General features: G+C 39.9%; 9 protein-coding genes. 6 read left to right on the top strand and 3 right to left on the bottom strand.

Annotated features, from left to right (window positions below):
- Positions 1–49: 49 nt before the first annotated feature.
- The 4 genes from B9N66_RS08930 (at position 50) to B9N66_RS08945 (ending at position 3,051) form a co-directional block, all read left to right on the top strand.
- On the top strand, positions 50–703 hold the full coding sequence (locus tag B9N66_RS08930; RefSeq protein ID WP_087580731.1) for an amino acid ABC transporter permease: 654 nt from the start codon (positions 50–52) through the stop codon (positions 701–703).
- Positions 690–1,358, top strand: a complete 669-nt coding sequence (locus B9N66_RS08935) for an amino acid ABC transporter permease (RefSeq protein ID WP_087580732.1) — start codon at positions 690–692, stop codon at positions 1,356–1,358. Before B9N66_RS08930 ends, B9N66_RS08935 begins: the two co-directional genes overlap by 14 nt.
- A 1-nt stretch (position 1,359) precedes the next feature.
- Complete coding sequence (locus B9N66_RS08940; protein WP_021091230.1) at positions 1,360–2,097, top strand: amino acid ABC transporter ATP-binding protein; 738 nt, start codon at positions 1,360–1,362, stop codon at positions 2,095–2,097.
- A 93-nt stretch (positions 2,098–2,190) separates the two neighbouring features.
- A complete protein-coding gene (locus B9N66_RS08945; protein WP_072594383.1) occupies positions 2,191–3,051 on the top strand; it encodes a cysteine ABC transporter substrate-binding protein in 861 nt (286 codons plus the stop codon).
- Between the two features lie 376 nt (positions 3,052–3,427).
- Here B9N66_RS08945 and B9N66_RS08950 read toward each other — a convergent pair whose 3' ends face one another.
- From B9N66_RS08950 to groES, 3 genes are all read right to left on the bottom strand, one after another.
- Complete coding sequence (locus B9N66_RS08950; RefSeq protein WP_087580733.1) at positions 3,428–4,795, bottom strand: phosphomannomutase/phosphoglucomutase; 1,368 nt, start codon at positions 4,793–4,795, stop codon at positions 3,428–3,430.
- Positions 4,796–4,930: 135 nt separating this feature from the next.
- The gene (groL, locus tag B9N66_RS08955) at positions 4,931–6,565 is read right to left on the bottom strand and encodes a chaperonin GroEL (RefSeq protein ID WP_002940160.1); all 1,635 of its coding nucleotides are present in this window, start codon (positions 6,563–6,565) and stop codon (positions 4,931–4,933) included.
- A gap of 17 nt (positions 6,566–6,582) precedes the next feature.
- Positions 6,583–6,843: a co-chaperone GroES gene (gene groES / locus B9N66_RS08960; RefSeq protein ID WP_087577938.1), complete on the bottom strand. Its 261-nt coding sequence runs from the start codon at positions 6,841–6,843 to the stop codon at positions 6,583–6,585.
- A gap of 167 nt (positions 6,844–7,010) precedes the next feature.
- Between groES and B9N66_RS08965 the strand changes: the two genes are divergently transcribed.
- Both B9N66_RS08965 and B9N66_RS08970 read left to right on the top strand, forming a co-directional pair.
- Entirely contained in the window at positions 7,011–9,554 is a 2,544-nt protein-coding gene (locus B9N66_RS08965) for a tryptophanyl-tRNA synthetase (RefSeq protein ID WP_087580734.1), read from the top strand.
- Positions 9,555–9,821 (top strand): MFS transporter (locus B9N66_RS08970; protein WP_141083440.1); only part of this gene is annotated, 267 nt, incomplete at its 3' end.

Genomic DNA, 9,821 nt, shown 5'->3' on the forward strand with positions numbered 1-9,821 from the left:
TATGATTATAAGATAAAATAACTCCATTTTTCAGATTGGATTAAAGTTTATGGATTTTGAGTTTATTGAGAAATTTTATCCGCTTTATGTTAAGGCCGGAGTGCTTACCTGTGAGATTGCCTTTTTAGGGATCGTTTTTTCTATTTTGATCGGTATTGTTTGTATGGCTGTAAAATTTTACAAGCTAAAATTTCTATCAAAAGTGATTGACAGCTACGTCGAGCTCTCAAGAAATACGCCACTTCTTATACAGCTTTTCTTTTTATATTATGGCTTGCCAAAGCTTGGAGTATCGATGAGCGGCTTTGCCTGTGCGGTCGCTGGGCTTAGCTTTCTTGGTGGTAGCTATATGAGTGAGAGCTTTAGGCTTGGCTTTGAGGCGGTTAGAAAGTCGCAGATCGAAGCAGGACTAAGCATCGCGCTTAGCAAAAATCAGCTCTTAAGATATGTTATCTTGCCTCAAGCATTTAGCGTAGCACTTCCAAGTATCAGCGCAAACGTCATATTTTTACTAAAAGAGACAAGCATCGTTAGTATCGTAGCGCTTGCTGATCTAGTCTATGTCGCAAAGGATCTTATCGGACTTTACTACAAGACAGATGAGGCGCTTTTTATGCTGGTTATTAGCTATCTTGTCATCATCTTGCCAGTCTCGCTAGTACTTAGCTATGTCGAAAAAAGGGTGAGAAATGCAAGGAGTTAGTATTTTATTTGACACGCAAAATTTACTAAGACTCTTTGATGGTCTTGTGGTAAGCACAGAAATTTCATTTATCTCTATTTTTATCTCTATAATCGGCGGTTTAGTACTTGGCGTGCTTATGAGCATGAAAAATAAATTTATCTATTTTATTTTAAAAATTTGCCTAGAAATCGTTCGCATAATGCCTCAGATCGTTTGGCTATTTTTATTTTATTTTGGTGTCAGCAAGGCCTTTGATATTCATATTTCAGCATTTACAGCCTCACTCATTGTCTTTAGCTTGTGGGGAATTTTTGAAATGATGGACATCGTGCGTGGAGCGATAACATCGATACCAAAACATCAATTTGAATCAGCCGCCTCACTTGGACTTAGTAAATTTCAAATTTACTCTCACGTCATCATCCCACTAGCCACAAGAAGGCTAGTGCCTGGAGCTGTAAATTTACTAAGCCGTATGATAAAAACGACCTCTATCGTCGTGCTAATCGGCGTTGTGGAGGTGGTCAAAGTCGGTCAGCAGATCATTGAGCGAAATGTATTTACAAATCCTATGGCGCCATTTTGGATATACACGCTCATATTCTTTTTATATTTTGCGATCTGCTATCCAGTCTCAAAACTATCAAAAAAACTAGAAGAAAAATGGAGTTAAAATGAGCGAAAACATATTAGAACTTAAAAAAATAAACAAATTTTATGGAGAGCTTCACGCCTTAAAAGACATAAATTTAGAGGTAAAAAGCGGTGAAGTGGTCGTGCTTCTTGGCCCATCAGGCTGTGGCAAGAGCACAACTCTTAGATGCATTAACGGCCTTGAAAGCATCGCAAGTGGCGAGATAATAATCGATGGCGAAGTAATTGATGCTAAATTTAATGATTGGCAAAGGATCCGCCAAAAAGTCGGTATGGTCTTTCAAAGCTACGAGCTGTTTGATCACATGAACGTCATAGACAACGTCCTTCTTGGGCCTTTAAAAGTACAAAAAAGAGATAGGGCCGAGGCTGAAAAAACCGCTGATATGTGGCTAAGCAAGGTTGGACTGCTTGATAAGAAATTTGCCTATCCAAAGGAACTAAGTGGCGGCCAAAAGCAGCGTATAGCTATAGTAAGAAGCCTTTGCTTAAACCCTGAAATTATGCTATTTGACGAGGTTACGGCTGCGCTTGATCCAGAGATCGTTAGAGAAGTGCTTGATGTGATACTAAATTTAGCTAAAGATGGTATGACAATGCTAATAGTCACCCACGAGATGAGCTTTGCAAGAGCGGTTGCAAACAAGATCGTTTTTATGGACGCTGGAGCGATCGTGGAGATCAGCGAACCAGAGGAATTTTTTACCAACCCAAAGAGCGACCGTGCGAAGAAATTTCTAAATTTATTCTCGTTTTAGAAAAAATAAGAGATAATTTGCCGTTTTTTCAAAATGCGTTTAGAGCGAAATTTTAACGCTCTTATTTATTTAACTTTTTTACAAGGAGAAAGAGTGAGAAAATTTAAATTTTTCTTATTAGCATTAATCGCTACCGTCTTTCTAACGGGTTGTGGTAATGACAAAGGTGCCGACACGGCAAAAGCTGCTTCAAATGAAGCTGATGCGATCGCAAAGATCAAAGAGCGTGGATTTGTAAGAATTGGCGTTTTCAGCGACAAACCACCATTTGGCTATGTCGATAAAGACGGCAAAAACCAAGGCTATGATATTTACTTTGCAAAACGTATCGCAAAAGACCTACTAGGCGATGAGAGCAAGGTAAAATTTGAGCTAGTAGAGGCTGCTGGTAGAGTTGAAGTTTTAGTAGCTGATAAAGTAGATATCACACTTGCAAATTTTACAAAAACACCTGAGCGTGCACAAGTTGTTGATTTTGCACTTCCATACATGAAGGTTTCACTTGGCATCGTAAGCCCTGAAGGTGCAGTGATAAAAAGCATCGATGAGCTAAAAGACAAAACCCTAATCGTAAATAAGGGCACAACCGCAGACGCGTTTTTTACAAAAAATTATCCTGACATTAAGCTTGCAAAATACGACCAAAATACTGAAACATTTGCGGCTTTGGTTGATAAAAGAGGTGCTGCACTAGCGCATGATAACGCCCTACTTTTTGCCTGGGCGAAAGAGACTCCTGGTTTTGTTGTAGGCGTTGAGGCACTTGGTGATGTGGACGTGATAGCACCAGCTGTTAAAAAAGGCAACAAAGTTTTACTTGACTGGCTAAACAATGAGATCATTGAGCTTGGAAAAGAAAATTTCTTCCACAAAGACTATGATGCTACACTAAAACCGATCTATGGTGACAGCGTCAATCCAGAATCACTTGTCGTTGAAGGCGGCAAACTATAAAATTTAATGGCGTAAATCTTTACGCCATCTCTCTATCTTTTAAATTTAACAAATATACTTGTAAAGTTTTTTGCCGGTAGGTTACAAGGACGGATATCTTACATACCTGAGCAGCAAGCTAGTAGATGAACCCTTGCAACAATGAACTGAACGCCGATATTAGATATACTACTTGTGGATTTAAATTGCATTATCCACATGAAGGTTCAAAAAAGCTAAGGCGCATGTTTTTGATAAATTTAAATTACAGATAGTATGTATGCAGAGAAAAAATCCGCGAAAGCTAGGCGAGAAAGATACAACTTAGTTTTTAAATGTTTAAATAAAATTTTAAAAAGCATGTTGGAGTAAATTTAGCCCAAAATGTATTTGTAAGCTACATTAAGCTCTTAAGCAAATTTGTCACTTTTTGCTCGATCTCTTCTAAGAATTCCTTGCTCTTAGCTTCAAATCTAGTAACGATAACTGGCGTTGTGTTTGACGCACGCACCAGTGCCCAGCCATTTTCAAACTGAATTCTTATGCCATCAATGTCGATGATATTTTTTATCTTTGGCAGGTCGCAACCCTCGTTTTTCACGCACTCTTTTAGCTTAGCAACTATCTTAAATTTAGCCTCGTCAGTCGTCTTTATCTTGATCTCATCGGTGCTAAAGACAAGTGGCATCTTATCAAGCTCGCCGTCAAGATCAAAGCCTTTATGTACTAGCTCAAGCACCCTCATCATCGCATAAAGCGCATCATCAAAGCCAAAATAGCGCTCTTTAAAGAAAATATGTCCGCTAACTTCAGCCGCGAGATCTACGTTTAGCTCTTTCATCATCTTTTTGATGTTGCTGTGTCCAGTCTTACCCATGAAAACTTCGCCAATTTTTGCGATCTCATCATACATATTTTGTGAGCATTTTACTTCGCCAAGCACCTTTGGATGTTTCATATTTAGCGCATAAAGATAGGCTAGCTCATCGCCTTTTATATCTCTTTTTGGAGTTATCACGGCGATCCTATCGCCATCTCCGTCAAAGCCAAATCCAAGGTCAAATTCTTTCTTTTCGATGAGCGAAAATATCTCTTTTAAATTCTCTTTTTCGCTTGGATCTGGGTGGTGATTTGGGAAATTTCCGTCTGGATCTTCATATAAAATTTTCGCATTTAGTCCAAGCGCCTTGACGATAGGCACCAAGCTCACGCCAACAGCGCCATTTGCGCAGTCGATGACAAAAGGCTTTTTGAAATTCTTAAGCTCACTAAATTCTTTTACAAAAAACTCAACGTATTTTTCTAAGATGTTAAATTTCTCACAGCTCTCATCGTCTGCTATTTGCTCACAAGAGGCGATTATCTCGTTCACTTTATCTTTTAAAATTTGCAGATCTTTGCCAAAAAAACTATCTTTTTTGATAGTAATCTTAAAGCCGTTATAATCTTTTGGATTGTGAGAGCCCGTGATCATGATGTTTGCGTCAAAATAATCAGCATAAACGCTAAAGTAGCCAACAGGAGTTGGTAGCAAGCCGATATTGTAAATTTTAAAGCCACCAGCCTTGTTTAGACCGCTTAGCAGGTATCTAAAAAGTGTGCTAGCACTTAGCCTTGCGTCAAAGCCAATGCTTAAAGTTTTCACGCCAAATTCGTTAAATTTCTTACCCAAAGCAAGCCCTATAGCCTTGACGCTGTCCTCTGTCAAGTCTTTTTCAAAAATGCCGCGGATGTCGTATTCTCTAAAAATTTCATCATATTTCATTGTAAATTCTCCCTAAAAGAATGCAAAAATAATACAAGAATAAATTTAAAAAGGAGTAAATAATTTTATAAATTTAGTGATGTTAAATTTAAATATAAATTCGAGCTAGAAAAGGCTCTAGCTCGAAAAGGGCTGCTACATCATGCCGCCCATGCCACCCATTCCGCCCATGTCAGGCATTGCAGGCATTGCTTTTTCTTCTTTTATCTCGCTGATAGTTGCTTCAGTGGTTAGTAGCAAGCTAGCCACGCTAACAGCGTTTTGTAGAGCAACTCTCTCAACTTTTACTGGGTCGATGATGCCAGCTTCAAACATATTTACATATTCGCCAGTTGCAGCGTTAAAGCCAAAATTTGCATCTTTGCTTGTCTCAACTGCATTTGCTACTACGCCTGCGTCAAAGCCAGCGTTCTCAGCGATTTGGCGAAGTGGAGCACGAAGCGCTCTTCTAACGATCTCAGCACCGATTGCCTCGTCACCTTGTAAATTTAAATTTACGCTCTTTGAAGCAAGGATAAGAGCTGAACCGCCACCTACTACGATGCCCTCTTCAACAGCTGCACGAGTAGCACTTAGAGCGTCATCTACGCGGTCTTTTTTCTCTTTCATCTCAGTCTCAGTCGCAGCACCTACTTTGATAACTGCCACGCCACCGCTTAGTTTTGCAAGGCGCTCTTGAAGTTTTTCTTTGTCGTAGTCGCTTGTAGTCTCGGCGATTTGAGCTTTTATTTGAGTTATTCTAGCGTCGATCGCTGACTTCTCGCCTGCACCATTTACGATAGTAGTGTTGTCTTTGTCGATAACCACGCTTGAAGCTTGTCCAAGGTCGTTTATAGTGGCACTCTCTAGTGTTCTGCCTAGCTCTTCGCTGATAACCTCGCCACCTGTTAAGATAGCGATATCTTCAAGCATCGCTTTTCTTCTATCGCCAAAACCAGGAGCTTTAACAGCTGAGATGTTTAGCACGCCACGAAGTTTATTTACAACAAGCGTTGCAAGTGCCTCACCCTCGATATCTTCAGCGATGATTAGAAGTGGTTTGCCACTCTTTTGTACTTGCTCAAGCACTGGAAGCAGGTCTTTTAAATTTGTGATCTTCTTGTCAAATAGCAATATGAATGGATTGCTTAGCTCAACTTGCATCTTTTCAGGGTTTGTGATGAAGTATGGGCTTAGATATCCGCGGTCAAACTGCATACCCTCAACAACGCTTAGCTCGTCTTGGATAGACTTTGCCTCTTCTACTGTTATGACGCCATCTTTGCCGACTTTCTCCATCGCATCAGCGATAAGCTTGCCGATGCTCTCGTCTGAGTTTGCAGAGATAGTAGCGATCTGAGCGATCTCCTTTGAGCCAGAAACTTTTTTAGAGATGTTTTTTAGTGCATCTATAAGAGCTGCTACTTCTTTATCCATACCACGTTTTACTTCGATAGGATTTGCACCAGCAGTTACGTTTCTAAGACCCTCTTTAAATATCGCATGAGCTAGCACAGTCGCTGTTGTAGTGCCGTCGCCTGCTTGGTCGTTTGTTTTGCTTGCTACTTCTCTAACTAGGCTTGCACCCATGTTTTCGATAGTATCTTTTAGCTCAACCTCTTTAGCCACGCTAACGCCGTCTTTTGTGATGTTTGGAGCGCCAAAGCTCTTTTGGATAAGGACATTTCTGCCTCTTGGTCCCATTGTCACTTTCACAGCGTCATTTAGTTTTTTTACGCCCTCGTATAGGCGGTTTCTTGCATCATCAGAGTAAAAAATTTCTTTTGCCATTGTCTTTCCTTTTTTAATTATTTAATCACGCCTAAAACATCATCAATATTTAAAACAAGATATGTTTTATCGTCTAAATTTATCTCAGTGCCACCGTATTTTGCAAATACAACTTTATCGCCAACCTTTACACCCTCTACCTCAGTACCAACTGCTTTTACTTCTCCGCTTAAAGGTTTTTCTTTTGCGTTATCAGGTATAATAATGCCTGAAGCTGTGGTCTTTGTCTCTTCTACACGTTCGACTAGAACACGCTTGCCTAATGGTTGAAAATTCATTGTTCATCCTTTTAGTTTAATTGTCTTTTTTAGCACTCTTTATTTTTGAGTGATGAAATCCTAGCATTTTTTTCTAAAAAAGTCAATAATTTATACTAAAATTTATTAAAACTTTAGTCACTTACACTAAAGTTTTATGATATGTAAAACTAATATAAAGGAAATTTATGAAAAAAATAGCCTATTTAGTAGCAGCTTTGGCACTGATAATCCTTTGCATTTTTGGCTTTATCTTTAGCTCTTTTGGCAATAAATTTATAGCTAGCAAGATAGAAAAAGAAGCACTCGCTCGTGGTATAGATGTCAAATTTAAAGACTTTAGCCTTGGACTTACCACGCTAAATTTAGAAGCGACCGTGATGAATGCCATAAATTTAAAGGCAAATGGGGATCTCTCGTTATTTGCTCAAAGCATGAACTTAAACATAGATATAGACGCCGACGAGTCGAAGGCTAGCAAGCTTGGATTAAAAAAAGATGTCGCACTTAAAGCAAACATGGCTGGTAAATTTAGCGACTTCAAGCTAGTGGCAACTGGCATGGCGCTTGGCTCAAACATAAATTTAAATGCAAATTTAAAAGACTACCTGCCAAAATCTCTAAATCTTGACGCTAAAAACATCGAACTCTCCGAGATCTCAGCTCTTGCACAAAAGCCAAATTTAGCTAGTGGTAAGCTTGACCTAACGAGCAACGTGCAAGGGGTTGATGAGAAAAATGAGCCCATCATTAACGCTCAAATTTTAGCAAGCGACGCAGCGATAAACAAAGAAATTCTTAAAAATGAATTTGGGCTAAATTTAGCAAAAAATATAAACTTTAAAGGCGGCGTAAATGCTAAATTTGCAAATGAAAAAGTGAGCGCAAAAACCATTATCATCGCACCTGAAGCTACTTTAAAAGCAAACGAGACGACCTATGATCTAGTTAGTAAAAATTTAAAGAGTGATTTTTCGCTAAACGTGCCTGATCTTGCGCTTTTTGGCAAGCTCTTGGGCGAACAGCTAAGTGGCGCAGTGGATGCAAACGGCGAAATTACGATGCAAGAAAATGCTCTTAAAAACTTAAAAGCTGAGATAAATGGCCTTGGTGGCAAGATAAAAGCAAATTTTGATAGTAAAAATTTAGTCTTAAATGCCGCAAATATCAAGCTAAAAGAGCTTTTAGCGCTTGCCTTGCAGCCTAGCTACGCAGACGGGCAGATAAATTTAAACGCAAATTTTAGCGGCTTTGATGAGCTAAAAAAGCTTGCAGGCGAGGCTAAATTTGAGATAAAAAACGGCCTTATAAATAATGGTCTTGCAAAGCTTAAAAATGCGGCTAAATTTGAGCTAAAAGGTGGCGCTGTCGCAAAAGGCGAGCTTGTAAATTTTGATGTAAATGTGCTTAGTGACCTTGGCGAGCTAAAGGATGTAAAGGGTATTTTTGACCTAAAAAACAGCCAAATTTTTAGCAAATTTGCCCTGCTCATTAGCGACCCTGATAAATTTAAAGCAGTCAGTGGCTTTGAGGTGAGCTCGAAAATGGCGCTTGCGGGCGATGTGAAGGTCAAGCAGAGCAAGATAGATGAGCTAAATTTAGGCGGTGATGCCTTTGCTGGCAAGCTAAACGCCACTATAAAAAATGAAAATCTTGATCTTAACCTAAAAGAGGCGCAGCTAGGAGAGGTCTTAGCGCTTAGCGGCAACGATAGACTGGCAAACGCTAAGGCAAATGCCCAGGCAAAGGGGCAAAATATCTTTAGCAAAAGCCCAAGTATCGCCGCAACGATCACTTTAAATGATGGCAAATTTAACGCCGCAGCGCTTAGTAAAATGCTTGATAAAAATTTCCCTGAAAATGAGAAATTTAGCTCAAATTTAAGCCTAGACTACAAAGGCGACGTAGCGAAATTTAGTGGCGACTTTCTTAGCTCGCTAGCTGACATAAAGGGCATAGATGGCAGCTTTGATGTGGGCAAAAACACGCTAAGTTTAAAGCTTCAAGCGGTGGTTTCAGATCTAAATAAGCTTGCATTTTTAGCTGGCCGCGAGCTTCACGGTAAATTTGCAGCCATTGTAACGGCAAACGGCAAAGTAGATGATCTAAGCGTAAAAGTCACCTCAGATGATCTATTTAAGGGCAAGCTCGAGGCAAATTACAAAGGTGGAATGTTTGATGCGGTGCTAAAAAATTTTGAAGTCAAGAGCCTAACGCAGACTTTGGGGCTAGATCATCTTTATGATGGCAACGGCGATGCTAAATTTGACTACGAAACAAAGCAAAAGCTCGGCAAATTTGACATCTTGCTAAAAGAGGGTCACCTAGCCAACACAAATCTCACAAACAATATAAAAACCTTCACCGGCAAGGACATCACAAAAGAAATTTACAAAGACGGCAAAATTTACGGTGACATAAAGGGCAATAACGTTGTTTTTAACGTAAATTTAAGCTCGCCAAAGAGCGACATAAAGGTTGCAGGTGGCACTTACAATACTGCGACAAAAATGCTTAACGCGCCGCTTGTTTGCAGGCTCGAAAAGACTGACCTAAACGTGCAAATTTCAGGCACGACAGACAAGCTAAAATACGACGTCAGATCACAATATCTTGAAAATAAGGTCAAAAAAGAGATAGGTAGATTTTTAGACAAAAAGCTGGGCAAAGATGATGAAAGCACAAACGGCGAAAAGCAAAATTTAAAGGGGCTTTTAAAAGGGCTATTTTAGATGAAAAAGGCGGAAAAATTAAAGTATCTAATGGGGCTTGGGCACTTTTGTAGCGACATAAACCAAAGTGCACTTGGTGCGATGCTGCCCTTTTTCATCGCTAGCTACCACTACGACTACGCTACAGCCGCCTCGCTCGTGACCGCCACAAATTTAGCAAGCTCGCTCATCCAACCGCTGATCGGCCGCCTAAGCGACAAAAAAGAGCTGCCCTACGTCATCCCGCTTGGGCTACTTTTGGCAGGCGGGGGCATGAGCCTCACTGGC

The organism is Campylobacter concisus, assembly GCF_002165775.1.
Taxonomy (GTDB): Bacteria; Campylobacterota; Campylobacteria; order Campylobacterales; family Campylobacteraceae; genus Campylobacter_A; species Campylobacter_A concisus_E.